This window comes from Banduia mediterranea, assembly GCF_031846245.1.
GTDB classification, from domain to species: domain Bacteria; phylum Pseudomonadota; class Gammaproteobacteria; order Nevskiales; family Nevskiaceae; genus Banduia; species Banduia mediterranea.
Window position 1 is genome coordinate 1 of the sequence record NZ_JAVRIC010000083.1, and the last position, 415, is coordinate 415.

A 415-nucleotide genomic window follows, 5' to 3' on the forward strand; every position below is an offset into this window, starting at 1 on the left:
GTGGTGTCTGGTCAAGATCGAGCGCTGCGGCCTGCAGTTTTTCTATCAGCACGTGCTGGGCCGTGCCTGGGAATGGGAAACCTCAGGGACAGGCCACGGTGTCACGGCTTCGGGACGTCGAATAACCCTCCGGAGTCCGGCTCTGGCCTTTGCCGTGGCCGTCCGGATTTCCCCGGGGCCGCGCGTCTTCCCAGCGCCGATGACACCTGCGCTGCAAAGCGTTCGTTGCCAAGCGCGAAATTCCCGTTCGTCGCCCGCCGGATTTCATCCACCACACCTGGCTCCAATTCATAACGAAACAGCTCGCGGTAAGCCGTCAACCGGGCGCTTTCATCCGTGCCGAGCGCCGTGTACAGCGGATGCGGCGTCACCACAGGATCGGCTTCCCCCTGCGCATTGGCCCGATAGCTCGACC

General features: G+C 63.6%; 1 pseudogene. It reads right to left on the minus strand.

Annotation, left to right across the window (positions count from 1 at the left end):
• Positions 1-101: 101 nt before the first annotated feature.
• A pseudogene (locus RM530_RS18470) lies at positions 102-415 on the minus strand (transposase); the annotation flags it as partial.